The sequence below is a fragment of the Pseudomonas sp. 2 genome, from assembly GCF_056627435.1.
In genome coordinates this window covers 161,802-187,018 of the sequence record NZ_JBWXNG010000008.1, presented here as the reverse complement: position 1 = coordinate 187,018, position 25,217 = coordinate 161,802, and the positions used below count along the sequence as shown (strand labels likewise).

The following is a 25,217-nucleotide window of genomic DNA, read 5'->3' as shown; positions in this document are numbered from 1 at the left end:
GTCATTTTTCAGACAACGGCTGATTTTTCCAGCACCGCGTAAACCACCTGATAGGTCGCAGGCAGGCCTTTTTCCTGCCGAAACCCTTCGTAGGCCTCGATCAACGCCTGAATCCGCGCCCGGCCAGTCAATCCACCTGGCCGCCCAGGATTGATGTTGTGCGCACCCAGTGCCTTGAGTTCGTGGGTCAGGCTGCGCACATCCGGGTAATGCAGCACATGGGGCAGCACCTGCAGGCTGCGCACCTGCAAACCACTGTCGGCGCACAGCTTCTGGTAGTCCTCGAACTCACGGAAACGGTTGACGTGCACCATGCCGTCCACCGCCTGCCAGCTGTCGCGCAGCTCATACAAGGTGCCGACACACAGGCTGGCAAAACCCAGCACGCCACCCGGCTTCAACACGCGTCGGGCTTCAGCCAACACGGCGGCAAAGTCCGAACACCATTGCACGGCGAGGCTGGAAAACATCAGTTCGACGCTGTCATTCGCCAGCGGCAGGTTCTCGGCATCGCCGACCACATAATGCCGGGCGCCGCCCAGTTCGCGGGCGTGGCGCAGCATGCCTTCGGCGATGTCCAGGGCGATGCCGTCGCTGGCGGGCAGCTTCTGCGCCAGCACCCGGCTGAAATGGCCGGTGCCGCTGCCCAGGTCCAGCCAGCGTTCAGGCTTGATATCTGCCGGCAGACGCGACAGCAACTCGCTGCCCACCGCGCGCTGCAGCTCGGCGACGCTGTCGTAACTGGCCGCGGCCTTGGAGAAAGACGCCGCCACCTGACGCTTGTCCGGCAGATGGCCTTGGGTATTTGTCTCTTGCTGTTTCACGGCCTTGAGCACCGCACAATGGGAAAGATCAGTCATCACCAGACTCATGTAAAAACGCCTGGACCGCCGCCGCCACGCCGTGGGGGTTTTCCAGAATGAACGCGTGGCTGGCCTGCTCGATCACCCCGACCTCGACATCAGGCAGCAGGTTGAGCAGATCTGCCGAGGCCTCGGCCGGAACCAGCGCATCGAGGCCGCCGAACAGGTGCAACTGCGGGCCGCGATAGGCTTGCAGCGCTGCGCGGGTGTCCAGTTGTTCGAGCAGTTTCAGGCCCTCGATCAGCCCGGCACTGGTGCCGTGAGGCGCACCCGCCTTGAGCTGGCGCGACAACGCTCGCGGCTCTTCGGCACCCTGAACGCAGAGCAGGCTGAAACGCTTGAGGGTGGCGTCCGGGTCGGATTTGCAGCCGGCGATGAACGCATCGAAATCGGTCTGCGGCATCGCGCTCAGCCAATCGCCGCGCGCGACGAAACACAGGTTGCTGGCGAAGGTCGCCAGGCCGCAGCAGCGCTCGCCGCGACGGGCCGCAAGCTCGGCCGCCAGCATGCCGCCCAGCGACCAGCCGCCCAGCCAGACGTTGTCCGGCAGGGTCGCATCCAGTTCGTCGAGCCAGTCGTCGAGGTTGTCAGTGTCCATGTCCGGCAGCGGTTCGATCTCGACCCGCAAGTGTTCATCCAGACCGCGCAGCGCCGCCGCCAGCGGCTCAAGCGGCGAAACGCCCAGCCCCCAGCCCGGCAGCAGGATCAAACGATCACGCATTTTTTGGCTCCCCCGGCTCATCGCCCAGCAGCGGATAACACTGCTCCAGTGCCTCCAACAATAGCTGGACCTGAGCGGCGCTGTGGGCCGCGGACAACGTCACCCGCAATCGAGCACTGCCTGCGGGCACGGTGGGCGGGCGAATCGCGGTGACCATCAGCCCGCGCTCGCGCAGCATCTGCGACAGGCGCAGAGCGCGGCCGCTGTCACCGATGAGGATCGGCTGGATCGGCGTGAAGCTGTCCATCAGTTCAAGGCCGATCGCTTGGGCGCCGTCGCGGAATTGCTTGATCAGCGCCGCCAGATGCTCGCGCCGCCAGTGTTCGCTGCGCAGCAATTGCAGGCTTTTCAGCGTCGCACAGGCCAGCGCGGGCGGCTGGCTGGTGGTGTAGATGTAAGGGCGGGCGAACTGGATCAGGGTTTCGATCAGCTCTTCGCTGCCGGCCACGAACGCGCCGGCGGTGCCAAAGGATTTGCCGAGGGTACCGATCAGCACCGGCACCTCGTCCATGCTCAAGCCGAAGTGCTCGACGATACCAGCGCCGTTGGCGCCCAGCGGGCCGAAACCGTGGGCATCGTCGACCATCAGCCAGGCGTTTTTCGCCTTGGCGACCTTGGCCAGCGCGGGCAGATCGGCGATGTCGCCATCCATGCTGAACACGCCGTCGGTCACAACCAGGGTATCGCCCACGGCCTTTTCCAGCCGGGTGTTCAGGCTGTCGGGATCGTTGTGCAGGTAGCGCGAAAAGCGCGCGCCGCTGAGCAGGCCGGCGTCCAGCAGCGATGCGTGATTGAGGCGATCTTCCAGAACGGTGTCGCCCTGCCCCACTAGCGCTGTGACCGCACCGAGGTTGGCCATGTAGCCGTTGGAAAACAGCAGCGCGCGAGGACGGCCAGTGAGGTCGGCCAGCGCCTCTTCGAGTTCGTGATGCGGGCCGCTGTGGCCGATCACCAGATGCGAAGCCCCGCCGCCCACGCCCCAACGCTCGGCACCGGCCTTCCAGGCCTTGATGACGTCGGGGTGATTGGCCAGGCCCATGTAATCGTTGTTGCAGAAAGCCAGCAGCGGCTTGCCGTCGACCACCACCTCAGGGCCCTGCGGGCTCTCCAGCAAGGGGCGTTGGCGGTAGAGATGTTCGGCACGCCGGGCAGCGAGACGTGCGCTCAGATCGAAAGACATGCAGGCCTCGGGAATTCAAACCACAGTATCAAGGGAGACACTGTCCCTGTGGGAGTGAGCAAGCTCACTCCCACAGGATTCTTGCATTTCAGTTCACAGACTCCGCGTCGGCCTCAAACCGCCGCGTCGTAGAACATCTCGCTGCTCTTCTGCTCGATCAGCGCCTGCTCGATTGCCGCCTGATGCACTTCATCGGCGTGCTCTTCGCGCGCTTCCGGCTGGATGCCCAGGCGCGAGAACAGCAGCATGTCCTTGTCGGCCTGCGGGTTGGCGGTGGTCAAGAGCTTGTCGCCGTAGAAAATCGAATTGGCACCGGCGAAGAACGCCAGGGCCTGCATCTGGTCATTCATCGCCTCGCGGCCCGCCGACAGACGCACGTGGGATTGCGGCATCAGGATGCGCGCCACGGCCAGCATGCGGATGAAATCGAACGGGTCGACGTCTTCAGCGTTGGCCAGCGGCGTACCGGCGACTTTCACCAGCATGTTGATCGGCACCGACTCCGGGTGCTCCGGCAGGTTCGCCAGCTGGATCAGCAGGTTGGCGCGGTCGTCCAGCGACTCGCCCATGCCCAGGATGCCGCCGGAGCAGATCTTCATGCCGGCGTCGCGCACATAGGCCAGGGTCTGCAGGCGCTCGCTGTAGGTGCGGGTGGTGATGATGCGGGTGTAGAAATCCGGCGAGGTGTCGAGGTTGTGGTTGTAGTAGTCCAGACCGGCCTCGGCCAGCGCCTTGGTCTGATCCTGATCCAGCTTGCCCAGGGTCATGCAGGTTTCCAGGCCCATGGCCTTCACGCCTTTGACCATTTCCAGCACGTAGGGCATGTCTTTGGCCGATGGATGTTTCCAGGCGGCGCCCATGCAGAAACGGGTCGAACCGATCGCCTTGGCCCGGGCGGCTTCTTCCAGCACCTGCTGGACCTGCATCAGCTTTTCTTTCTCAAGGCCGGTGTTGTAGTGGCCGGACTGCGGGCAGTACTTGCAGTCTTCAGGGCAGGCGCCGGTCTTGATCGACAGCAGGGTCGAGACCTGAACGCGGTTGGCGTCGAAGTGAGCGCGGTGCACGGTTTGCGCCTGAAACAGCAAGTCATTGAAGGGCTGTGTGAACAGCGCCTTGACCTCGGCTAAGGTCCAGTCGTGACGCAAAGTGGCATTGATGCTGGCGCTCATGGGGCGGCTCCTTGATGTATTTGGCGACTACCCGGGCGGTTCGGCACATTCGGCAGAACCGGAAAGACCACAGGCGCAACACGGATGTTCGGCATAGTTAAGGAAGCGGCATGCACTGTCAACCATGGGATAAGCATCAGGTTTACATCTGGTTAAAAAACATACAGACCTGTTTGCTGTGCGATGAGCCCACCGATGCTCTCAGCCCCATCTGCATGCCCTGCGAGAGCGAGCTTCCGTGGCTGATCGATCAATGCGACCACTGCGCGCTGCCCATGCCCATTACCGGCCTGACCTGCGCCCAATGCGTGCGGCAGCCGCCGGCCTTCCACGACGTCATCGTGCCGTGGCAATACGACTTCCCCATCGATGCGCTGGTCACACGCTTCAAACACCAGGGCAAATGGCCGTTGGGCCGATTGCTGGCCGAACTGCTGGCCCAGCACCTGACGCACCGTTTCGCGGAAGGCCTGCAACGGCCTGACATCCTGATCCCCGTGCCGCTCTCGACCCGACGAATGCGCCAGCGCGGTTACAACCAGGCGGCAATGATTGCTCACTGTCTGGGCGGCGCGCTGAAACTTGCGGTCAATGAAACGCTGATCAAACGCACGAAAGACACCCCCGCCCAACAAGCACTGGACGCCCGCGCCCGCAAACGCAACCTGCGCAACGCCTTCATTCTGACCGAACCTGCGAGCGTGGCCGGGCTGCATATCGCCCTGATCGACGATGTGCTGACTACGGGTTCGACGGCAGACGCACTGGCCCGGTTGTTGATGCGGGCGGGGGCGAGGAAGGTGGATGTGTATTGCCTGGCGAGGACGGCGAAGCCTGGTGATTGAAGATGTCTTCCTGCGACTCATACTCGGGCGTTATGGCTTACACTCCGCCCTCATCCCCCGACTATAAAACCCCGCCACTATGTCGCTACCACCCTCCCTCACCCAACACATGGTCCGCCGCCCGCATCGCATCGCGCTGTTGCAGCATATTGCCGAGCAGGGCTCGATCACCCGCGCGGCGAAGAGTGCGGGGCTCAGTTACAAGGCGGCGTGGGATGCCATCGATGAGCTGAACAACCTGGCGCAGAAACCGCTGGTCGAGCGCAGTGTCGGTGGACGTGGAGGCGGCGGTGCCAGGCTCTCAGAGGAAGGCGAGCGGGTGCTGCGGCTGTATCAGCGTTTGCAGGCCTTGCAGGCGCAATTGCTGGAGAGCCCGGAGGAATCCGGCGATCTGGCGCTGCTCAGCCGGCTGATGTTGCGCACCAGCGCGCGCAATCAGCTGCATGGTCAGGTGGTGCGTGTCACAGCGTTCGGGCGCAACGATCTGATCTCGCTGCAACTGGCGGGCGGGCTTGTGATCGATGCGCAGATTACTCACGACAGCACGATCCGCCTGGGGCTCGAAGACGGGGCCGATGTGTTCGCCCTGATCAAGGCGGGTTGGCTGGAGTTGCTGGCGCCGGATCAGACGGCAACAACTGGACACAATTGTTTGAGCGGAGAAATCGACGAAATTCTCGACGCAGACGATGGCCCGAACGAAGTCAGAATCGTCCTGCCCAGCGGTCAGAAGCTTTGCGCACTGGCCGCGCCGGAGCATCTGAAGGCCTTGAAACTCAAGGTCGGCAGCGCGGTGCAGGTGCAATTCGCGCCGTCCAACGTGCTGATTGGCACGCCGCTCTAGCACTGTTCAAACGCCAGAAAACAGGCCATTTGCCGTCATACGGCAGACACAATAGCGTCATACGGGCTGAATAAGGTTTGCGGCAAAAACCGCAGGAAGCCCGTGATGAACCTACTCGAAGAAAACCAGTCGACCGACCTCGAAACCCTCGTGATGGAAAACAGTGTGGGTCTGACCCGCCGAGGCTTCATCAGCGCGGGCGCCCTGTGTGGCGCGGCGATGTTCCTGGGCGGCAGCCTGCTCAGCCGCAGTGTCATGGCCGCCAGCGTCAGCGCCGGTAACAGCGCATTGCTGGGTTTCGACAGCATCCCCGCCTCCACCGCCGACAGCATTACCTTGCCGCCGGGGTACAAGTCCCAGGTCCTGATCAGTTGGGGGCAGCCCTTGCACGCAGGTGGCCCAGCCTTTGACGCCAGCGGCAAAGGCACGGCCAAGGCTCAGGAGCTGCAGTTCGGCGACAACAACGACGGCATGAGCCTGTTCACCTTCCCCGGCGACGACGCCAACACCGCGACCCGCGCGCTGATGGCGATCAACAACGAGTACACCAACTACCGCTACCTGTTCGATCACGGCCAGGACCCCAAGTCGGCCGACGACGTGCACAAGGCGCTGGCCAGCGAAGGCGTTTCGGTCATCGAAGTGAAGCGCGAAGGCGGTCAGTGGAAGTTCGTCCAAGGCTCGAAATACAACCGCCGCATTCACGGCAACTCGCCGATTCATTTGAGCGGCCCTGCTGCCGGTCACGAATGGTTGAAGACCGCCGCCGACACAACCGGCAAGAATGTGCTCGGCACCTTCCAGAACTGCGCCAACGGCAAGACGCCCTGGGGCACCTACCTGACGTGCGAAGAGAACTTCACCGACTGCTTCGGCAGCAGCGATCCTGCGCATAAATTCGACGCCGCCGCCAAGCGTTATGGCGTGGTCGCCACCAGCAAGGAAGTCAATTGGCACCCTCACGACCCGCGCTTTGACGTGGCGAAAAACCCCAACGAATTCAACCGCCATGGCTGGGTGGTGGAAATCGACCCGTTCGACCCGAAATCCACCCCGGTCAAGCGCACAGCGCTGGGCCGCTTCAAGCATGAAAACGCCGCACTGACCGAAACCAAGGACGGTCGCGTGGTGGTGTACATGGGCGACGACGAGCGCGGCGAGTTCATCTACAAATTCATCAGCCGCGACAAGGTCGACCACAAGAACCCCAAGGCCAACCGCGACATCCTCGACCACGGCACGCTGTATGTGGCGCAGTTCGACAACGGCGACAGCAATGCCGATCACCCGAAAGGCCAGGGCAAGTGGATCGAACTGAGCCACGGCAAGCACGGCATCGACGCCTCGAACGGTTTCGCCAGCCAGGCCGAAGTGCTGATCCATGCCCGTCTGGCAGCAAGCGTGGTCAAGGCCACGCGCATGGACCGCCCGGAGTGGATCGTGGTCAGCCCCAAGGACGGGCAGGTCTATTGCACCCTGACCAACAACGTCAAACGCGGCGAAGAGGGCCAGCCGGTGGGCGGCCCCAACCCTCGGGAAAAGAACCAGTACGGGCAGATTCTGCGCTGGCAGGAGAACGGCTCTAACGCCGCTTCCATGGAGTTTGCCTGGGATCTGTTCGTCGTCGCCGGCAACCCCACCGTGCACGCAGGCAAACCGCAGGCAGGTTCGAGCAATATCTCTGCGCAGAACATGTTCAACAGCCCGGACGGCCTGGGTTTCGACAAGGCCGGACGCTTGTGGATCCTCACCGACGGCGATTACTCCAACGCCGGCGACTTCGCCGGAATGGGCAACAACCAGATGCTTTGCGCGGACCCTGCCAGCGGTGAGATTCGCCGGTTCATGGTCGGGCCGGTGGGATGCGAGGTCACCGGCATCAGCTTCGCGCCGGACCAGAAGGCGATGTTCGTGGGCATCCAGCACCCGGGCGAGAAAGGCGGCTCGACCTTCCCCGAGCATCTGCCGGATGGCAAGCCGAGGTCGTCGGTGATGGTGATCACGCGGGAGGATGGCGGGATCATCGGCGCCTGACCCGAAGGCGAAGATTTTGTGGGAGCCGGCTTGCTGGCGAATGCGGTGGGTCATTCACCATTGAGGTGTCTGACCTGACAACTTCGCCAGCAAGCCGGCTCCCACAAGTTTTCGCCTTGCGTCTTACCCCAGCCGACTCCCACAAGGAGATTTGTGTCAGCCATCAGACGTCTGAGTTACCATGACGAGCCCGACGCGGCAGCCTGCTGCGCGCAGGAGTAAGGCATGGCTCACCCGTTTGCAACACTCACCCCTGATCTGGTGCTGGACGCTGTCGAAAGCATCGGATTTGTCAGCGACGCGCGCATTCTGGCGCTCAACAGCTACGAAAACCGCGTCTATCAGGTCGGCATCGAAGACGGCCAGCCGCTGATCGCCAAGTTCTACCGGCCCGAGCGCTGGACCGACGCCGCCATCCTCGAAGAACACAGCTTTACCGCAGAACTGGCCGAGGTGGAAATCCCGGTGGTCGCGCCCCTGGTGCACAACGGCCAGACCCTGTTCGAACATCAGGGTTTCCGCTTCACCCTGTTCCCGCGCCGTGGCGGTCGAGCGCCAGAGCCCGGCAATCTCGACCAACTTTATCGCCTGGGCCAGTTGCTGGGGCGCATGCACGCCGTCGGCGCCACCCGCCCTTTCGAGCACCGCGAAGCGCTGGGCGTGCAGAACTTCGGCCACAACTCGCTGGCGTACCTGCTGGAAAACGACGTGATTCCCCGCAGCCTGCTTGCGGCCTACGAGTCAGTGGCGCGGGATCTGCTCAAGCGTGTGGAAGATGCCTACGCCGCCACGCCGCACCAGAACATCCGCATGCACGGCGACTGCCATCCCGGCAACATGATGACCCGCGACGAGATCTTTCATATCGTCGATCTGGACGACTGCCGCATGGGCCCCGCCGTGCAGGACATCTGGATGATGCTGGCGGGCAGTCGTCAGGATTGTCTGAGCCAGCTGTCGGAAGTGATGGATGGCTACAACGAGTTTCACGACTTCGACCCGCGGGAACTGGCGCTGATCGAACCGCTGCGCGCGCTACGCCTGATGCATTACAGCGCCTGGCTGGCCCGCCGCTGGGACGACCCGGCGTTCCCGCACAGCTTTTCCTGGTTCGGTACCGAGCGCTATTGGGGCGACCAGGTGCTGGCGTTGCGCGAGCAACTGGCGGCGCTGAATGAAGAGCCCTTAAAGCTGTTTTAGAGAACGCAGAGACCTCTCGTAGCAGCCCGGCCGGGCGGCGCTCCGTTTGCCGGCGGGGCGGTGGGTCAGCAACAAATGTACTGACTGACACAACGCTCCCGCCGGTAAGCCGTGCTGCTACGGGCCAAGCGCAACCGATCAACTCCTTGCCAATACAACATCACAACTTGCCGAAGGACCACCCATGCAAGCTGCCAACCCGCGTCGCGGGTACATTCTGGGCCTGAGCGCCTACATCATCTGGGGATTGTTCCCGATCTACTTCAAGCTGCTCGCGTCGGTGCCCGCACTGGAAATCATCGTCAACCGGGCGATCTGGTCGGCGATTTCAGGCTCGTTGCTGTTGCTGGTGTGGAAACACCCCGGCTGGTGGCAGGAGCTCAAAGCCAATCCGCGCCGGCTGGCGATTCTGGCGGGCAGCGGCTCGCTGATCGCCGGCAACTGGCTGATCTACGTTTGGGCGGTGAACAACAACCACATGGTCGAGGCCAGCTTGGGCTACTTCATCAACCCGCTGATCAACGTGATGCTGGGCATGGTGCTGCTGCGCGAACGGCTGCGCCCGCTGCAATGGGCGGCGGTGATTCTGGCGTTAGTGGGCGTGGCGCAGCAGGTCTGGCAAGTCGGCAGCCTGCCCTGGATCTCGTTGGCACTGGCCTTCAGCTTCGGCTTCTACGGGCTTATCCGCAAAAAAGCACCGGTCGCCGCACTGCCGGGGCTGGTGGTGGAAACCTGGATTCTGGTGCCGCTGGCCGTTGGCTGGCTGCTGTTCAACCCGATGGCCCACAGCGCGCAGCCCGAATTCTGGACCACCAGCCAGGCGCTGTGGCTGGCCGCCGCCGGCCCGGTGACCCTGGTGCCACTGGTGTGCTTCAACGCCGCTGCCCGGCACTTGCCCTACGCCACGCTGGGCTTTTTGCAGTACATCGCGCCCACGCTGGTGCTGTCGCTGGCGGTATTGATGTTTGGCGAAACGATGCCCGCGGCGACCAAGGTGACATTCGGGTTTATCTGGGCGGGGTTGATCGTTTATAGCGTCGATGCGTGGCTGACCACGCGGCGCCGGGAAAGCCGCTGATCATTAAGAACCCGACCCAACCCCTGTAGGAGCGACCGGGGTGGCGCTCCACTTTATTCGCGATTGGCCCGATCAGGCGACGCAGGTGTGTCGCCTGTACAATTTTCGCGAATAAATTCGCTCCTACAGAGGGTGTGCGTACATGCGGGATCCAGAGATGTACGCCAGCGCGGCGCTATTTGTCAGCCTCAAGTTTCAGCTCCACCATCAAATCATCGGCCAGGGTCTCCAGCCGTTTCTGCAATACATCCAGCGACAACGTCAGCGGCAGCCCCAATGTGGCATTGGCGCGAAACAGCGGCTCGCTGCTCATCGGCGCGGGCTCGACATTGGTCACCAACTGCTCGACGTTGACCCCTTGCTCGGTCAACAGACGCGTGACATCACGCACGATCCCCGGCCGGTCGTTGCCCACCAGTTCCATGCTGATCGGCTTCCAGGTGCAGGTAGTTTCGATGCCGATTTCGGCGAACAGCACGCGAATGTTGTGCTTGGCCAACCCTTCCAGCGCATCGCGCAATTGTTCATGAGCTTCGGCCGGTACGCCAATGCGCAGTATCCCGGCGAACTGCCCGGCCATGTGAGTCATGCGGCTTTCCAGCCAATTGCCACCGTGATTTGCAATGGTTGATGCGATCTGTTCGACCTGCCCCGGTTTGTCGGGGGCAAATACCGTGACGATGAGATGGTCCATCGGCCGAGTCCTCTTCTAGTGCATGTCCACAGGCTGCAACACCGGCCTGCGCGGCTGTCGGGCAAGTATAGGCAAGCTCCCCGGCAGCGCCTGACTGCTTCCTGAGAAAACATTTTGTGTACCATTTTTAGATTTCTCTGGAACAATTCATGAACTTTTTGAGAACATCCGTAACCGCGATGTGACTATTTGTAAAAAACCAGTCGATTGGTGACATATTTAGTCTGATTCTCACACCGCAACTCCTCATGTAGTATTCCGCCGCGTTCACTACATAAACGTTGAAAAGATGCCTGACCCAGCATCGCCGCTCACCAGAGCCCCGGCCCAGCCGCCTGCGAAGGCATGTTCTGGCAAGGGCGGGCGGCGATGTCGATGGCTTTAACAAGATTGCGCCCGTGATCGAGGCGCAGATAGCTGAGCAGAGTGAGGCAAGCAATGACTGAACACGTTCAAGTCGGTGGCCTTAAGGTCGCCAAAGTCCTGCTGGATTTCGTGAACAACGAAGCCATTCCCGGAACCGGCATTCAAGCCGATGCCTTCTGGGCCGGCGCCGACAAGCTCATTCACGAGCTGGCGCCGAAGAACAAAGCCCTGCTCGCCAAACGTGACGACTTGCAGGCGCGCATCGACGCCTGGCACCAGTCCCATGCAGGCAAGGCCTTCGATGCCACCGCATACAAGGCTTTCCTGAAGGAAATCGGTTATCTGCTGCCAGAAGCGGCGGACTTCCAGATCACGACGCAAAACGTCGACGAAGAAATCGCCACCATGGCCGGCCCGCAGTTGGTCGTGCCTGTCATGAACGCCCGTTTCGCCCTCAACGCCTCGAACGCCCGCTGGGGTTCGCTGTATGACGCGCTGTATGGCACCGATGCCATCAGCGATGAAGGCGGCGCCGAGAAAGGCAAAGGCTACAACAAGGTGCGCGGCGACAAGGTCATCGCCTTCGCCCGTGCCTTCCTCGACGAGGCCGCGCCACTGGCGACCGGCTCCCACGTCGGCACTACCGGCTACACCCTCGTCGATGGCGTGTTGATCGTCGGCCTGGCGGACGGCAGCAACACCGGCCTGCGCGACGATGCCCAGCTGATCGGCTTCCAGGGCGAGGCCTCGGCGCCGACCGCCATCCTGCTCAAGCACAACGGCCTGCATTTCGAAATCCAGATCGACGCAGCCAGCCCGATCGGCCAGACCGACGCCGCCGGCGTCAAAGACGTGCTGATGGAAGCCGCGCTGACCACCATCATGGACTGCGAAGACTCCATCGCCGCGGTCGATGCCGACGACAAGGTCGTGGTCTACCGCAACTGGCTGGGCCTGATGAAGGGCGACCTGTCCGAAGAGGTTTCCAAGGGCGGCACGAGCTTCACCCGCACCATGAACCCGGACCGCGTCTACACCTCGCCCAAAGGCGAGCCGGTAACGTTGCACGGCCGTTCGCTGCTGTTCGTGCGCAACGTCGGCCACCTGATGACCATCGATGCGATCCTCGACAACCAGGGCAACGAAGTGCCGGAAGGCATTCTCGACGGCCTGGTGACCAGCCTGGCGGCGATCCACAACCTCAAGGGCAACACCTCGCGGGCCAACAGCCGCAAGGGTTCGATGTACATCGTCAAACCCAAGATGCACGGCCCGGAAGAAGCGGCGTTCACCAATGAGCTGTTCGGCCGCATCGAAGACGTCCTGAGCCTGCCGCGCAACACCCTGAAGGTCGGGATCATGGACGAGGAGCGCCGCACCACGGTCAACCTCAAGGCCTGCATCAAGGCTGCCAGAGAGCGCGTGGTGTTCATCAACACCGGCTTCCTGGACCGCACGGGCGATGAAATCCACACCTCGATGGAAGCAGGCCCGGTGGTGCGCAAGGCGCAGATGAAGGCCGAGAAGTGGATCGGCGCGTACGAAAACTCCAACGTCGACATCGGCCTCAAGTGCGGCCTCCAGGGTCGCGCGCAGATCGGCAAGGGCATGTGGGCCATGCCGGACCTGATGGCGGCGATGCTCGAGCAGAAAGTCGCCCACCCGCTGGCCGGTGCCAACACTGCCTGGGTACCGTCGCCGACTGCCGCTGCGCTGCACGCGCTGCATTACCACAAGGTCGACGTGTTCGCCCGCCAAGCCGAACTGGCCCAGCGCGTACCGGCTTCGGTCGACGACATCCTGACCATCCCGCTGGCACCGAACACCAACTGGACGCCCGAAGAGATCCAGAACGAACTGGACAACAACTCTCAGGGCATCCTCGGTTACGTGGTGCGCTGGATCGATCAGGGTGTGGGTTGCTCCAAGGTGCCGGACATCAACGATGTCGGCCTGATGGAAGACCGCGCGACGCTGCGTATTTCCAGCCAGCTGATCGCCAACTGGCTGCGCCACGGCGTGGTCAACGAGCAGCAAGTGATCGAAAGCCTCAAGCGCATGGCGCCGGTGGTGGATCGCCAGAACGCAGGCGATGCGCTGTATCGTCCGCTGGCCGCCGACTTCGACAGCAACATCGCCTTCCAGGCCGCTGTCGAGCTGGTGGTCGAAGGCACCAAACAGCCGAACGGCTACACGGAGCCGGTGCTGCACCGCCGCCGCCGTGAGTTCAAGGCGAAGAACGGCCTGTAAGCGAGCGGGCCAACAAAAAGGCGGCGTGTCTTGCGACACACCGCCTTTTTTATGTCCAACCGACTACACCCATCCTAATGGCACCGCGCTTATCAACTGTAGGAGCCGGCTTGCTGGCGAATGCGTCAGGTCAGTCACATTTATGTCGAATGACACACCGCATTCGCCAGCAAGCCGGCTCCTACAGGGGTTCGCAGCGTTCCGTGGTCCTGTGCAGACTTTACGCCATCCCCAACTCCCGCTTCACCAGCCGCACCAACTGCTTGGTGTTGATCGGCTTGAGCAGAAAATCCACCACACTCAGGTGCATCGCATCGATGGCGTCGCGCACATGGGCGTCGCCGGAAACGATGACGATCGGCAGCGCCGCGCGGTCGGAATCACGGACCCGACGAATCAGGTCCAGCCCGTCACAGGGCGCCATGCGCAGATCGGTGATCAGCAAGGCAATCGACGGTCGGGTTTCAAGCAATTGCATCGCGCTGGCGACGCCGGCGGCGGTGATGCAGCTGATGTCGTTGAGACTGAGGATTTCGGCCAGTATCTCCCGCGCATCCTTGTCATCGTCGACGATCAGCACCCGTTGTGGCGATTGTGACTGCGGCGCGACCATCACCTCGTTGAGGGCATCGCGCTCTTCATCACTCAAAATGTCGTGATCGAACATACCCGTCTCATCTTCCTGTCGACTCTCATTCCGACAGCGCAAACACAGCGAATGCGCTGCACACTTCGTCGGCGTCATGCCAGGCCAGGACGGCCATGCGCTCCATCAATAGAAGCACTCCAGCGGTGTTGCATCGCCTAGGCTCTGTACCAAAAGTAGGCGAGCGAAAGCCAGGCAAGGCAAAAACAGGCGAGCAAGCGGAGTTTAGGACCCTAAATGAGCATTGCGAGCCTGTTTTTAACGCAGCATGGCTGAGCGCAGCCACTTTTCGTACAGAGCCTAAGACTTACGTCCAATGGGCACTGCCCGATAAGCATTCGACCATGAGTCCATAAAAACAAGTGGTACCGTTCATGAGCAAAGCGGACGCTTTCACCCAGGCAGGCAGGACAGCCGTGTTGCAGAACATCCACGGCACGATGCAGTTCCTGCAAAAATTCCCGCCATTCAATCAGATGGAGAATGCCCATCTCGCCTATCTGGTTGAGCAGTGCCAGCTGCGTTTCTACGCTACGCATGAGAGCATCATCAAGCCTGGCGATGGGCCAGTAGAGCACTTCTACATCGTCAAACAGGGTCGCGTCGTGGGCGAACGCCCGCATTCGGCGAAGGGCGGCACCGAAACCACCTTCGAAATCACCACCGGCGAGTGCTTTCCGCTTGCTGCGCTGCTGGGCGAACGCGCCACCCGCACCGAGCACCTGGCCGCCGAAGACACCTTTTGCCTGCAACTCAACAAGCAGGCCTTCATCAAGCTGTTCGCGCTTTCCAGCACCTTCCGCGACTTTGCCTTGCGCGGCGTCAGCAGCCTGCTCGAACAGGTCAATCAGCAAGTCAAGCAGAAGGCCGTGGAAACGCTCGGCACCCAGTACTCGCTCAACACGCGCCTGGGCGAACTGGCCATGCGCCACCCCGTGACCTGCTCGCCGCAAACGCCGTTGCGCGAGGCGGTGCGGCAGATGGATGAACAGCAAGTGGGCAGCATCGTGATCGTCGATGACGCCCGCGCACCGTTGGGGATTTTCACCCTGCGCGATTTGCGTCAGGTGGTGGCGGACGTCAATGCCGACTTCGGCCAGCCCATCGAGCGCAGCATGATTCAGGCGCCGTTTTATTTGAGCCCCGACGCCAGTGCCTTCGACGCGGCGATCGCCATGACCGAACGCCACATCGCCCATGTCTGCCTGGTCAAGGACCAGCGCCTGTGCGGCGTGGTGTCCGAGCGCGACCTGTTTTCGCTGCAGCGGGTCGACCTGGTGCACCTGGCCCGCACCATCCGCAACGCCCCGCGCATCGATTCGCTGAGCAACCTGCGCGGCGACATCGTGCAGCTGGTCGACCGCATGCTGGCCCACGGCGCCTCCTCGACGCAGATCACCCACATCATCACCCTGCTCAACGATCACATGGTCTGCCGGGTCATCGAGCTGACCCTGCAGGAGAAAGGCGACCCCGGCATCCCGTTCAGCTGGCTGTGCTTCGGCAGCGAGGGGCGCCGCGAACAGACGCTGCACACCGATCAGGACAACGGCATTCTGTTCGAAGCCAAGGACGCCGCCGAAGCCGCCGAAATTCGCGGCAAACTGCTGCCGATTGCCGAGCGCATCAATCAGGGCCTGGCGCAGTGCGGCTTTGCCCTGTGCAAGGGCGGGATCATGGCCAGCAACCCCGAGCTGTGCCTGTCGCGCATCGAATGGGCGCGGCGTTTCAGCGCGTTCATTCGCGAGGCGACGCCGGAGAATCTGCTGTCGTCGAGCATCTATTTCGACCTGCGGGTGGTCTGGGGCGAGGAAAGCGGCGGCGAGCAACTGCGCCAGAGCATTCTGGCGCAAGTGGCCGACAATCGGCTTTTCCAGCGCATGATGGCCGAGAACGCCCTGCGTCAACGCCCGCCGGTGGGGCGTTTCAAGGATTTCGTGGTGGCGCGCAAGGGCAGCGAAAAAGACACGCTGGACCTCAAGACCCAGGGCCTGACGCCTTTCGTCGACGGCGCCCGCCTGCTCGCGCTGGCCAATGGCGTGGCGGCGAACAACACCCTTGAACGGCTGCGTCAGCTGGTGGCCAAAGAGGTCATCGACCCGCTGGACGGTGCGGCCTATGAAGAGGCGTACCACTTCATCCAGCAGACGCGCATGCAGCAGCATCAGCAGCAGAGCCGGCAGAACCTGCCCTGGTCCAACCGCATCGACCCGGACGTGCTCAACCACCTGGACCGGCGGATTCTGCGCGAATCGTTCCGTCAGGCGCAGCGCCTGCAAACCAGCCTGACCCTGCGCTACCAACTCTAAGCGACCCGATCATGAACCTGTTTCAATGGCTCAACCCCAACCGGCGCCCCAAGGCGGCGGACCTGACACCCGAACAGCTGGAGCGTCTGAGCGAGCTGCCGCGCCCCGCTACCCTGAACGAAAAGCCGCTGCGCCAGCAGCGCTGGGTGGTGCTGGACCTTGAGACCAGCGGCCTGAACATGAACCGCGATCAGGTGCTGTCCATCGGCGCGGTGGTGATCGAGGACGGCGCCATCGACCTGGGCCAACAGTTCGAGCGCACCCTCTCCCGCCCCGATCACAAACTCAGCCCCAGCGTATTGATTCACGGCCTGGGCCCGAGCGCGATTGCGGCGGGCAGCGAGCCGGTCGAGGCGTTGCTGGAGTTCATGGAGTTCCTGGGTGACAGCCCGCTGCTGGCGTTTCACGCCCCGTTCGACCAGCACATGCTGGGCCGCGCATTGAAGGAAAGCCTGGGCTATCGCCTGCAACACCCGTTTCTGGATGTGGCCGAAATCGCCCCGTTGCTTTGCCCGCAGGCGTGTCTGCGCCAGGCGGGGCTGGACGACTGGACAGGGTTCTTCGGGCTGCACGCCGGGGAGCGCCATCACGCCAGCGCCGACGCATTGGTGACGGCAGAACTGGCGCTGATCCTGTTCAGCCAGGCCCGCCGCCAAGAGATGGACAGCCCCGCGCAGTTGGAGCAGTGCCTGGCGAAGTGGCGGCGCAGGCAGCAGTCGCATTCGTTTTAAGGGTGCACCGGATGTATCGCCATACATCACGTGTGGGAGTGAGCTTGCTCACGAAGACGCCGTTAGGTTTCTTGCGAATTCAACATCCAATTGCAGCCATCGTGAGCAAGCTCACTCCCACAAAAGCGTAACGTCTCAAGATACTTCCTACAAAACGCCAACCGTTCAGCTACTTCATGTAACGACCAATTGCCAGCATTCTGCCGCTCTGACACAATCGCGAATAATTCTCGTTAGTTACTTTGTTCTCCTCGGTGCGTACGTGTCGTCACTTCAAAGTCCTCAACATCAGCTTGTCGGAACGCTCTATCGCGACCATCGCAGCTGGTTGCTGGCTTGGCTTCGACGCAACGTCGCCTGTCCGCACCGTGCCGAGGATCTGAGCCAGGACACGTTCATTCGCCTGCTGGGCCGCGAGCAATTGACCGAACCTCGCGAACCGCGGGCGTTTCTGGTTCAGGTGGCCAAGGGGCTGTTGTTCGACTACTTCCGTCGCGCCGCGCTGGAACAGGCCTACCTCAACGAACTGATGCTGATCCCGGAGGCCGAGCAGCCTTCGCTGGAGGAACAGCAACTCATTCTCGAAGACCTCAAGGCCATCGACCGCCTGCTCGGCAAGCTGTCGAGCAAGGCCCGCGCGGCCTTCCTTTATAACCGCCTCGATGGCCTGAGCCACGCCGAGATCGCCGAGAAGATCGGCGTCTCCGTACCGCGCGTGCGCCAGTATCTGGCTCAGGGTATGCGCCAGTGCTACACCGCGCTGTACGGCGAGCCGACATGAGCATCAGCACTCGGCCGGTTTCGTCCCAGGTGCTGGACGCCGCTATCGCCTGGCAGCTGTGTCTGGATTGCGGCCAGGGCAGCGATGCCGACCGCGAAGAATTCGCCAAGTGGTACGCCGCCAGCGAAGAGCACGCCCGCGCCTGGCTGCAATTGGGCATGGTCGATCAGCGCTTTATCGGCGCCACCGGCCCCGCCCGCTCGGCGCTGCTGCGTTCGCGCGATGGCGCCGGGCGACAGATACGCAAGTTTGGCCGCGGCGTTGCAGGCTTTGCCCTGGCGCTGGGGTTGACGCTGGTACTGGGCGAACGCTTTGTGCCGGTCAGCTACTGGCTGGCCGATCAACGCACCGCCACCGGTGAGCAACGCACCATTCGCCTGTCGGACAACACCCTCGTGCGCCTGAATACCCACAGCGCACTGGACGTGCGATTCGACGACAAGCAGCGTCGGATCATTCTTCAGGAAGGGGAAATCTTCGTCGAAACCGGCAGCCACGATGACCCAAGGCCATTTATCGTCGAGACCGATGAAGGGCAAATGCGTGCGCTGGGTACGAAATTTCTGGTCAAACGGCGGGACGACGGCACGCTGCTGAGCGTGTTGCAATCGGCCGTCGCCGCCCACCCTCAGGCGTCGGGCAATGAAATGATCCTGCACGAAGGCCAGCAGATGCTGATCCAGCGCCACAGCCTGGGGCCGATGGTCGCCCTCGATCCCGGCGCCGATGCCTGGACCCGCGGCATGCTGGTGGTCGACAACGCCGCGCTCAAGGACGTGATCGCCGAACTGGGCCGGTATCGTTCAGGGCACCTCGGTGTTGCGGCGGATGTCGCCGACTTGCGCATCACCGGCAGCTTTCCGCTCAACGACACCGACCTGGCCCTCAAGGCCCTGATGCCGACACTGCCGGTGGCCATCGAGCAGCGTACGCACTGGTGGGTCACGGTGATTGCCAGCGATGCCAAGGCCACTCGCAAGCTCTGACGACGAAGCTCTTGATTCTGCCCGCAGGGCGTGGGAGCCCAGCTTGCCGGCGATCTGCTGCGAAGCAGCAGTAAAACCAGACGACCGCACTGTTTCAGATACACCGCATTTGCCGAATTTGCTGCCGCTTCGCGCCAGATCGCCAGCAAGCTGGGCTCCCACGCCCTTCGGGCAGAATCAAGAGCGGTGACATTCGGAAACGGCTCGAAATTGTAAATCTAAATTATTTTCGATACGGCTCTATCACTTTCCCGATCTCGTTCGGCACATAGGCATTGAGAACAATTTCAACTCAGGAGCCCGCCCATGTCCCGCACGCTTCAAACCCTTCTGCGACCGAGCCTGCTGGCCGTCGCTGTCGCCCTCGCAGCCCCCTTGGCCAGCTCGCCCGTGTTGGCTGCCTCGCAGGCTTCCAGCGTTCGCGCCTACAACCTGCCAGCTGCGCCGCTGTCGACCACCCTGACCCAGATCGCCAGCCAGGCCGGCATCGCGCTGTCGCTGGACCCGGCCCTGGCCGCTGGTCGCACCTCGGCACCGGTGCAAGGCCAGTTCGACGCACCGGGCGCCATGGCCCAGGCGCTGCGCGGCACCGGCTTGCAACTGAGCCAGACCACAGCAGGCACCTACGGCCTAGTACCCGCGCCGGAAGGCGTGATGGCGCTGCCGGAAACCAGCATTCAGGGGCGTCAGGGTGATGTTGAGAGTGCGTGGGGGCCGGTTGAAGGCTACGCCGCCACTCGCACTGCTGCGGGGACCAAGACTGACACCGCGCTGGCCGAGGCGCCGCGTTCGATTTCCGTTGCCACGCGCCAGCAGATGCAGGATCGCGCTGTGCAGAACCTCGACGACGCCGTGCGCTACATGCCGGGCGTGGTCGCCAGCAGCTACGGCAGCGACAGCCGCGCCGAGTGGCTGAAAATCCGTGGTTTCGAACCGACCCAGTTCCTCGACGGCCTGCCGCTGCCAAAAGGCGCGTACGTGATGCCGAAGATGGAAACCTGGGACCTGGAACGCGTTGCCGTGCTGCGCGGCCCGGCGTCCTCGGTCTATGGCCAGACCCCTCCTGGCGGCATGCTCGACATGGTCAGCCGTCGCCCACAGGCCGAAGCCAGCCATGAAGTGCAGGTTCAGGTCGGCAACTACAATCGCAAGCAGATCAGCTTCGACAGCACCGGCAAGATCGACGACGCCGACAACTTCGAATATCGCGTCAGCGGTGTGGTGCGTGACAGCGGCACCCAGGTCGATCACATCGACGACAAGCGCTATAACATCGCGCCCAGCCTGACCTGGAACATCAATCCGGACACCAAGCTGACCTTCCTCAGCATGTTCACGCGCGACGATACCGGTGCGACCAGCCAGTTCCTGCCCATTCAGGGGACCAAGTACCCAACGGCCGTAGGACGGGTGAAAGCTCACGAAAACCTGGGTGATCCAGATTGGGAATTCTACGACCGGACCTACTACTCGCTGGGTTATGCCTTTGAAACTCGCCTGAATGACGTCTGGCAGTTCCGGCAGAATCTGCGTTACACCAAAAGCGATCTGTCGTTCCAGACCATCACTTCGGGTGGTTACTTCGGCTCGGTTTCGGATGATGGCACCGTTGCCCGCGGCGCGAACGTCGTGAACGAAGATATCAGCCAGTTCGCGCTCGATAACAACTTCCAGGCTGACTTCAACACTGGCGTGGTCAAGCACACCGTATTGCTGGGTGCTGATTACCAGCGCATCAACCACAATTACAAGTGGCTGTACGGCAGCGCGCCGTCCAGTAACATCGTGCGCCCGATCTATGGTCAGGATTTCAGCAACGTCAGCTACACCGCGTTCCAGGACTACAACCAGAAGACCGATGATTTCGGCATCTACGTTCAGGACCAGATGGCGTTGGATAACTGGCGTCTGACCCTGGGTGGCCGTCAGGATCTGCTCAAGACCGACACCAAGTTCTACAACAGCAATCAGTCGGATGACCGCACTGACAGCGCGTTCACCGGCAACGCTGCGCTGAGCTACGTGTTCGATTCGGGCTTCACGCCGTACATTTCCTACGCTGAGTCGTTCCAGGCTGAACAGGGCGGCGCCAACGGCGTTGCGTTCAAACCGGGTACTGGCAAACAGTATGAAGCAGGGATCAAGTACCAGCCGCCAGGCACAGATCTGCTGTTCACCGCGGCCGCCTACGACCTGACCCGTCGCGACATCGTGCTGAGCGACACCCTTGGCGTCTCGCGTCCACTGGGTGAAGCGAAGGTGCGTGGTTTCGAACTGGAAGCCACCGGCAACGTCACTGAAGAGCTGAAAGTGACTGCGTCGTACACCTACGCTAACAGCAAGATGACCAAGGCCACTGACCCTCTGGATCACAACCGTCCGCTGCCGCTGACCCCAGAAAACTCGGCGTCGGTCTGGGCTGACTACACCTTCCACACCGGCCTGCTGGACGGCTTCGGTCTGGGCTTCGGCGCTCGTTACATCGGCGAAACCGACAACATCGCCATTGGCAGCTATGGCTTCGTCGCAGACCCGAACTACGGCCACAGCAACGCCTACACCGTTTATGACGCCGCCGTTCACTACGACCTGGGTCGCATGAACAACTCGCTCAAGGGTGTGAGTGTCGCGCTTAACGCCAACAACGTGTTCGACAAGGAATACCTGTCGACTTGCGACGGCTTCTACTGCTACCGCGGCGACCGTCGGACCGTCCTGGCAAGCGTGAACTACAAATGGTAATCGTTTAAACTCGACACGCTGAAAAACAAGGGCCGCTCGCAACAGCGGCCCTTTTTGCTTTCGCTTGGAACCGGTACCCGCACCATGAAAAGCCAAACCATTCGCCGCTGGTCGTTCATCCATACCTGGAGCAGCCTGATCTGCACGGTGTTCCTGTTGATGCTGTGCATCACCGGGCTGCCGCTGGTGTTCCACCACGAGATCGATCACGCCCTGGGCAACGCCCCGGAACTCAAGGAAATGCCGGCAAACACGCCGCGCATGGACCTTCAGCAGCTGGTCAAGGCGGCCGAGGCGCATCGTCCTGGCGAGGTGGTTCAGTACTTTGGCTGGGACGAAGACGAGCCCAACGGCGTCTATGCCTTCATGGGCAAAACGGCCGGTGGCGACCCGAATGACACCCACACCTTCATGCTCGACCAACGCACCGGCGAGTCGCTGGAAACGCCTTCGGCCAATGGCGGATTCATGATGGTGATGCTGCGTTTGCATGTGGATATGTACGCAGGCCTGCCCGGAAAGCTGCTTTTGGCGTTCATGGGGCTGCTATTTGTATTAGCAATTATTTCAGGTGTGGTGCTGTATGCGCCCTTCATGCGCCGGCTGGATTTCGCCACGGTGCGCCCGAACAAATCGAATCGCGTGCGCTGGCTCGACCTGCATAACCTGATCGGCGTGGTTACCCTGACCTGGGCCTTCGTGGTCGGCCTCACCGGTGTGCTCAACGCCTGTGCGGACCTGGTCATCGCCCAGTGGCGCAACGATTCGCTGGCCGCCATGGTCGCCCAGTACAAGGATGCGCCTGCGCTGACCGAACGCGCGCCGGCGTCACGCCTGCTGGATATCGCCCAGGCCACCGTGCCCGGCGCCGAGCCCTCGTTCATTGCCTTCCCCGGCTCGCGTTTTTCCAGCGAGCACCATTACGCGGTGTTCATGAAAGGCGCCACGCACCTGACCTCGCATTTGCTGACGCCGGTGCTGATCGACGCTGCTGATCTGAAGGTCACTGCCATCGTCGACAGCCCCTGGTACATGGACGCGCTGCTGCTCTCGCAACCTCTGCACTTCGGCGATTACGGCGGCATGCCGATGAAGATTCTCTGGGGCGTGCTCGATGTGCTGAGCATCATCGTGCTGGGCAGCGGGTTGTACCTGTGGGTGGTGCGGCGCAAGGCGGCGGCCAGTGTGAAGGTTGCTCACGCGGTGGAGGCGGCATGACCCGGCACAAGAAGCACTCGGCTTTCTGGAAGACCTTCGCCAAACCGACCTGGATCGCGCTGCTGACCGCGGCCGGTCTGTTCGCCGCGCTGTTGGGCGATGGTGCCTGGGATGTGCTGTCGTGGATCGGCATGGGCATTCCGGCGTGGCTGAGCATCAAAGGCCTGATGGTGCGACGCAGGGCCTGATGGCGGTGTGATACTGGATATTGCATGGCATTGCGCCGCTGACTAGTCTAATGGCCAGTCCGATCAGAGGAATGTCCATGTCTGCCCCTAGCATGACGCTGTATTACCACGCCGCTTCGCCGTTTGCGCGCAAGGTACTGATTCTGCTGCACGAAACAGGACAGACCGGTCGGGTCGCGCTCAAGCCGGTCACGGTCACCCCCATCGCCCCCAATGCCGACCTGTGCCACGAGAACCCCAGCGGGAAAATCCCGGCGCTGTGCCTGGCCGACAACAACGTGCTCCATGACAGCCGGGTGATTCTCGACTATCTGGACCACCAGCACGTCGGCAACCCACTGATCCCCCAGGACGGCTCGGCACGCTGGAGACGTCTGACCCTGGCGTCCCTGGCCGATGCGGTGCTCGATGCGGCGGTGCTGATCCGTTACGAGACCTTTCTGCGCCCCGAAGAAAAGCGCTGGGGCGACTGGCTGGACAATCAGGGCGAGAAAATTGCCCGCTCCCTGGCCTATTTCGAGGCCGAGGCAGTGACCGAGTTGAGTTCGAACTTCGACATCGCCTCGATCAGCGTCGCCTGCGCATTGGGCTATCTGGATTTCCGCCAACCCAACCTGGGCTGGCGCAGCAGCTATCCGCGGCTGGCCAGCTGGTACCGCGAGGTCAGCGAACGTCCTTCGATGCAGGCGACTCAACCTCCGGCTTGACACGCGGTCCTGTAGGAGCGAATTCATTAGCGAAGGGATGTATGGGCGACACATCTCTATTGGCTGAACGTTTTTCGCGAATAAATTCGCTCCTACAGATGATCTCCATTGCTAACCAATCGGCGATCTGCCCTGCCAACCCATGCCCCATCCGCTGATCCTCGCGCAACCCCACCCGATTACTCATGGCTCACCTCCACAGGCACCGGCTCAGGTTTGGCCGGGCGTTGAACCAGCGCGTACCAGTCCAGCTTGCGAGTGAGCACCATGAACACCACCAGCAGACCGAACAGCAGCAACGTACCCATCAGCAGTGCATAGTCTTCGGCGCTGAGCAGGCCGTAGAGCAACGCGTACAGCGAACCCAGGCCCAGTGCGAAACCCAGCCCGTGCCTGGCACTGCGCAGCACATGGCTGACATAAAAGCCGATCAACCCGACGCAGGCACTCGCCGATAGCTGGTAGGCAAGCTTGAACCCCACATGCTCGGACAACGACAACAGCAGCAGGTAGAACAGCGCCAGCGCCGCGCCCACCAACGCGTACTGCACCGGGTGCACCGCCAGCCCCTTCAGCACTTCGAACAGCAGGAAACCGGCGAACGTCAGGGCGATGAACAGCAGCGCGTATTTGATCGAGCGCTCGCTCTTGAGGTACTGATCCACCGGCGAGATGAAACTCACGCCAAAGCTGCGCGCCTTCAACTCTTGGCACAGCTTGTCGGCGGCGCAGCGGTTGAGGGTTTCCTGCAGGTTGGTGGAGAAGAACGAGGTCTGCCAGGTCGCGGTGAAGCGCTGATCGGAAATCTCCCGGCTGCTGGGCAGGTAGTTGCCGATGAAGCTGGGGTGCGGCCAATTGGCGCTAAGGCTCACTGTGCTGTTCTTGCCCACCGGCGTCACTTCCAGTTGCCCGGTGCCCTGCAGATGCAGGTCGAAGGAGAAATCCAGCTTCTTCTGTTCGGCACCGGTTTCCATCGGCAGGCTCACGCTGACGCCATCGCCGAGCAGCGGCACGTCGGTGCCGGGCACGAAATCGAACTCCTGCTCGCCCAGCTTGAGCTTCAGCGCATTCTCGATGCCGCGAACATCGGTGATCCCGACCGCCAGAAACGGCTCGCTGAACACATAGCTGGAATAGTCATCGCCAAGCCCCAGATGCCGGGGCAGCACGAAGTGCCCGGAAATATGGTTGTTGGCATGAAACAGCCGCGCCTCATAGATCCCACGGGCACGCACTTCGGTCTGCACGTCGCCATTGAGCGTGAACTGCTCGGGCAGAAAATACAGGCGGCCGCGCTCGATCACGGTGTCGACGTAGCGCTGGTTGGTTTCGGTGTTCAGCTTCCAGACCTGCTTGGAGCGGTGATACGGCACGATCAGCAGCGGCCCGGTCAGTTGCTGGCTGTAGCTGGAACTGCGGGCGATGTCCCGCACCACTTCATCGCGGCGCAGCTGCCGATCCTGAATCATCCCGCCGATCATCAACAGCGGAATCATCAGCAACAGGATCAGCAACCCGATCATCCCCAGTTTGAATAACGACATGCCCTTGTTCATGTGGCTCTCCCCGCCTTTATTGAATGGGGAGAGTCTGGGAAGGCTGTGTGGAGGGATGATGGGGCGTGTGTGGAGATTGTGTGGAGTTTGCAGAATGGCCCGCAACACA

General features: G+C 62.1%; 21 protein-coding genes. 14 read left to right on the top strand and 7 right to left on the bottom strand.

The features are described from left to right. Positions 1 to 8 precede the first annotated feature (8 nt). The 4 genes from bioC to bioB form a co-directional block, all read right to left on the bottom strand. Positions 9 to 860, bottom strand: a complete 852-nt coding sequence (gene bioC / locus AC1MEK_RS15665; protein ID WP_480397202.1) for a malonyl-ACP O-methyltransferase BioC — start codon at positions 858 to 860, stop codon at positions 9 to 11. Then, a complete protein-coding gene (locus tag AC1MEK_RS15660; RefSeq protein ID WP_480397201.1) occupies positions 853 to 1,584 on the bottom strand; it encodes an alpha/beta fold hydrolase in 732 nt (243 codons plus the stop codon). Before AC1MEK_RS15660 ends, bioC begins: the two co-directional genes overlap by 8 nt. Beyond that, positions 1,577 to 2,764, bottom strand: coding sequence for an 8-amino-7-oxononanoate synthase (bioF, locus tag AC1MEK_RS15655; protein WP_480397200.1), 1,188 nt, complete (start codon positions 2,762 to 2,764; stop codon positions 1,577 to 1,579). Before bioF ends, AC1MEK_RS15660 begins: the two co-directional genes overlap by 8 nt. Positions 2,765 to 2,877: 113 nt before the next feature. Continuing rightward, positions 2,878 to 3,933, bottom strand: coding sequence for a biotin synthase BioB (bioB, locus tag AC1MEK_RS15650; protein ID WP_480397199.1), 1,056 nt, complete (start codon positions 3,931 to 3,933; stop codon positions 2,878 to 2,880). 110 nt (positions 3,934 to 4,043) lie between these two features. Between bioB and AC1MEK_RS15645 the strand changes: the two genes are divergently transcribed. The 5 genes from AC1MEK_RS15645 (at position 4,044) to rarD (ending at position 9,934) form a co-directional block, all read left to right on the top strand. Next, complete coding sequence (locus tag AC1MEK_RS15645) at positions 4,044 to 4,778, top strand: ComF family protein (RefSeq protein WP_480397198.1); 735 nt, start codon at positions 4,044 to 4,046, stop codon at positions 4,776 to 4,778. Positions 4,779 to 4,857: 79 nt separating this feature from the next. After that, complete coding sequence (locus tag AC1MEK_RS15640) at positions 4,858 to 5,622, top strand: TOBE domain-containing protein (RefSeq protein ID WP_480397197.1); 765 nt, start codon at positions 4,858 to 4,860, stop codon at positions 5,620 to 5,622. A gap of 105 nt (positions 5,623 to 5,727) precedes the next feature. After that, a complete protein-coding gene (locus AC1MEK_RS15635; RefSeq protein WP_480397196.1) occupies positions 5,728 to 7,656 on the top strand; it encodes a PhoX family protein in 1,929 nt (642 codons plus the stop codon). Positions 7,657 to 7,881: 225 nt separating this feature from the next. Further along, positions 7,882 to 8,856, top strand: a complete 975-nt coding sequence (locus tag AC1MEK_RS15630; RefSeq protein ID WP_480397195.1) for a serine/threonine protein kinase — start codon at positions 7,882 to 7,884, stop codon at positions 8,854 to 8,856. Positions 8,857 to 9,040: 184 nt separating this feature from the next. Continuing rightward, the gene (rarD, locus tag AC1MEK_RS15625) at positions 9,041 to 9,934 is read left to right on the top strand and encodes an EamA family transporter RarD (protein WP_480397194.1); all 894 of its coding nucleotides are present in this window, start codon (positions 9,041 to 9,043) and stop codon (positions 9,932 to 9,934) included. A gap of 175 nt (positions 9,935 to 10,109) precedes the next feature. Here rarD and AC1MEK_RS15620 read toward each other — a convergent pair whose 3' ends face one another. Further along, a complete protein-coding gene (locus tag AC1MEK_RS15620; RefSeq protein WP_480397193.1) occupies positions 10,110 to 10,628 on the bottom strand; it encodes a glycine cleavage system transcriptional repressor in 519 nt (172 codons plus the stop codon). 438 nt (positions 10,629 to 11,066) lie between these two features. On the opposite strand from AC1MEK_RS15620, the gene AC1MEK_RS15615 reads away from it, so the two are divergent. Then, positions 11,067 to 13,244: a malate synthase G gene (locus AC1MEK_RS15615; protein ID WP_480397192.1), complete on the top strand. Its 2,178-nt coding sequence runs from the start codon at positions 11,067 to 11,069 to the stop codon at positions 13,242 to 13,244. Between the two features lie 220 nt (positions 13,245 to 13,464). On the opposite strand, the gene AC1MEK_RS15610 is transcribed toward AC1MEK_RS15615, so the two are convergent. Beyond that, a complete protein-coding gene (locus AC1MEK_RS15610; protein ID WP_480397191.1) occupies positions 13,465 to 13,911 on the bottom strand; it encodes a response regulator in 447 nt (148 codons plus the stop codon). A gap of 353 nt (positions 13,912 to 14,264) precedes the next feature. On the opposite strand from AC1MEK_RS15610, the gene AC1MEK_RS15605 reads away from it, so the two are divergent. The 8 genes from AC1MEK_RS15605 to AC1MEK_RS15570 all read left to right on the top strand — a co-directional run bounded on the left by AC1MEK_RS15605 (position 14,265) and on the right by AC1MEK_RS15570 (position 23,552). Next, positions 14,265 to 16,199: a putative nucleotidyltransferase substrate binding domain-containing protein gene (locus AC1MEK_RS15605; RefSeq protein WP_480397190.1), complete on the top strand. Its 1,935-nt coding sequence runs from the start codon at positions 14,265 to 14,267 to the stop codon at positions 16,197 to 16,199. 11 nt (positions 16,200 to 16,210) lie between these two features. Beyond that, positions 16,211 to 16,930, top strand: coding sequence for a 3'-5' exonuclease (locus AC1MEK_RS15600; protein WP_480397189.1), 720 nt, complete (start codon positions 16,211 to 16,213; stop codon positions 16,928 to 16,930). A gap of 262 nt (positions 16,931 to 17,192) precedes the next feature. Beyond that, positions 17,193 to 17,711, top strand: coding sequence for an RNA polymerase sigma factor (locus AC1MEK_RS15595; RefSeq protein WP_480397188.1), 519 nt, complete (start codon positions 17,193 to 17,195; stop codon positions 17,709 to 17,711). Further along, positions 17,708 to 18,697: a FecR family protein gene (locus tag AC1MEK_RS15590; protein ID WP_480397187.1), complete on the top strand. Its 990-nt coding sequence runs from the start codon at positions 17,708 to 17,710 to the stop codon at positions 18,695 to 18,697. Before AC1MEK_RS15595 ends, AC1MEK_RS15590 begins: the two co-directional genes overlap by 4 nt. Before the next feature lie 306 nt (positions 18,698 to 19,003). After that, positions 19,004 to 21,439: a TonB-dependent siderophore receptor gene (locus AC1MEK_RS15585; protein ID WP_480397186.1), complete on the top strand. Its 2,436-nt coding sequence runs from the start codon at positions 19,004 to 19,006 to the stop codon at positions 21,437 to 21,439. Positions 21,440 to 21,523: 84 nt separating this feature from the next. Further along, positions 21,524 to 22,657: a PepSY-associated TM helix domain-containing protein gene (locus AC1MEK_RS15580; protein ID WP_480397185.1), complete on the top strand. Its 1,134-nt coding sequence runs from the start codon at positions 21,524 to 21,526 to the stop codon at positions 22,655 to 22,657. Next, positions 22,654 to 22,845 (top strand): hypothetical protein, encoded by a 192-nt coding sequence (locus tag AC1MEK_RS15575; protein ID WP_480397184.1) that lies wholly within the window; start codon positions 22,654 to 22,656, stop codon positions 22,843 to 22,845. The genes AC1MEK_RS15580 and AC1MEK_RS15575 overlap by 4 nt, the downstream gene beginning before the upstream one ends. A gap of 77 nt (positions 22,846 to 22,922) precedes the next feature. Then, positions 22,923 to 23,552, top strand: a complete 630-nt coding sequence (locus AC1MEK_RS15570) for a glutathione S-transferase family protein (protein WP_480397183.1) — start codon at positions 22,923 to 22,925, stop codon at positions 23,550 to 23,552. Between the two features lie 179 nt (positions 23,553 to 23,731). On the opposite strand, the gene creD is transcribed toward AC1MEK_RS15570, so the two are convergent. After that, positions 23,732 to 25,108 carry a cell envelope integrity protein CreD gene (creD, locus tag AC1MEK_RS15565; RefSeq protein ID WP_480397182.1) on the bottom strand — a complete coding sequence of 459 codons (1,377 nt, stop codon included), beginning with the start codon at positions 25,106 to 25,108 and terminating at the stop codon, positions 23,732 to 23,734. Positions 25,109 to 25,217: the final 109 nt, after the last annotated feature.

Bases quoted from the DNA above. Each gene is read 5' to 3' on its own strand.
- bioC (WP_480397202.1), bottom strand. From the start codon at position 860: ATGACTGATCTTTCCCATTGTGCGGTGCTCAAGGCCGTGAAACAGCAA.
- AC1MEK_RS15660 (WP_480397201.1), bottom strand. From the start codon at position 1,584: ATGCGTGATCGTTTGATCCTGCTGCCGGGCTGGGGGCTGGGCGTTTCG.
- bioF (WP_480397200.1), bottom strand. From the start codon at position 2,764: ATGTCTTTCGATCTGAGCGCACGTCTCGCTGCCCGGCGTGCCGAACAT.
- bioB (WP_480397199.1), bottom strand. From the start codon at position 3,933: ATGAGCGCCAGCATCAATGCCACTTTGCGTCACGACTGGACCTTAGCC.
- AC1MEK_RS15645 (WP_480397198.1), top strand. From the start codon at position 4,044: ATGCACTGTCAACCATGGGATAAGCATCAGGTTTACATCTGGTTAAAA.
- AC1MEK_RS15640 (WP_480397197.1), top strand. From the start codon at position 4,858: ATGTCGCTACCACCCTCCCTCACCCAACACATGGTCCGCCGCCCGCAT.
- AC1MEK_RS15635 (WP_480397196.1), top strand. From the start codon at position 5,728: ATGAACCTACTCGAAGAAAACCAGTCGACCGACCTCGAAACCCTCGTG.
- AC1MEK_RS15630 (WP_480397195.1), top strand. From the start codon at position 7,882: ATGGCTCACCCGTTTGCAACACTCACCCCTGATCTGGTGCTGGACGCT.
- rarD (WP_480397194.1), top strand. From the start codon at position 9,041: ATGCAAGCTGCCAACCCGCGTCGCGGGTACATTCTGGGCCTGAGCGCC.
- AC1MEK_RS15620 (WP_480397193.1), bottom strand. From the start codon at position 10,628: ATGGACCATCTCATCGTCACGGTATTTGCCCCCGACAAACCGGGGCAG.
- AC1MEK_RS15615 (WP_480397192.1), top strand. From the start codon at position 11,067: ATGACTGAACACGTTCAAGTCGGTGGCCTTAAGGTCGCCAAAGTCCTG.
- AC1MEK_RS15610 (WP_480397191.1), bottom strand. From the start codon at position 13,911: ATGTTCGATCACGACATTTTGAGTGATGAAGAGCGCGATGCCCTCAAC.
- AC1MEK_RS15605 (WP_480397190.1), top strand. From the start codon at position 14,265: ATGAGCAAAGCGGACGCTTTCACCCAGGCAGGCAGGACAGCCGTGTTG.
- AC1MEK_RS15600 (WP_480397189.1), top strand. From the start codon at position 16,211: ATGAACCTGTTTCAATGGCTCAACCCCAACCGGCGCCCCAAGGCGGCG.
- AC1MEK_RS15590 (WP_480397187.1), top strand. From the start codon at position 17,708: ATGAGCATCAGCACTCGGCCGGTTTCGTCCCAGGTGCTGGACGCCGCT.
- AC1MEK_RS15585 (WP_480397186.1), top strand. From the start codon at position 19,004: ATGTCCCGCACGCTTCAAACCCTTCTGCGACCGAGCCTGCTGGCCGTC.
- AC1MEK_RS15580 (WP_480397185.1), top strand. From the start codon at position 21,524: ATGAAAAGCCAAACCATTCGCCGCTGGTCGTTCATCCATACCTGGAGC.
- AC1MEK_RS15575 (WP_480397184.1), top strand. From the start codon at position 22,654: ATGACCCGGCACAAGAAGCACTCGGCTTTCTGGAAGACCTTCGCCAAA.
- AC1MEK_RS15570 (WP_480397183.1), top strand. From the start codon at position 22,923: ATGTCTGCCCCTAGCATGACGCTGTATTACCACGCCGCTTCGCCGTTT.
- creD (WP_480397182.1), bottom strand. From the start codon at position 25,108: ATGAACAAGGGCATGTCGTTATTCAAACTGGGGATGATCGGGTTGCTG.